This window comes from Cupriavidus sp. SIMBA_020, from assembly GCF_046535395.1.
Classification (GTDB): Bacteria; Pseudomonadota; Gammaproteobacteria; order Burkholderiales; family Burkholderiaceae; genus Cupriavidus; species Cupriavidus campinensis.
Genome location: NZ_JAWRWU010000257.1, coordinates 1 through 322, shown reverse-complemented (window position 1 = coordinate 322; position 322 = coordinate 1). Strand labels below are relative to the sequence as shown.

The following is a 322-nucleotide window of genomic DNA, read 5'->3' as shown; positions in this document are numbered from 1 at the left end:
ATCGACGGCGGCGATGACCTGGCGCGCCATGGCGGCGGTGATGACCAGGTTGTCGGCCTGGCCGGCGGTTTCCCAGCGCTTGGCGTCGCCGCGCGAGCCCTTGTGCGCGATCGCCAGTTTTTCCTTGCCCGGCAGGTCCACCCCCAGCACGGTCTGGCCCACCTGCCACTGCCATTGCGGCGCCACCGCCGCCGGCAGGTAAGACAGCGTCACGGGCCGGTCGACCGAAACGGTGAAGCCGGCGCTGTCGGCCGTCAGGCGCGAAAAAGTGCCGCGCCAGCCGGTCAGGGCGGCGTCTGCCGCCCCCGGCGCGCCTTTGCCC

General features: G+C 72.7%; 1 protein-coding gene. It reads right to left on the bottom strand.

Annotation, left to right across the window (positions count from 1 at the left end):
• Positions 1-322 (bottom strand): hypothetical protein (locus SB751_RS29090; RefSeq protein WP_410748918.1); only part of this gene is annotated, 322 nt, incomplete at both ends.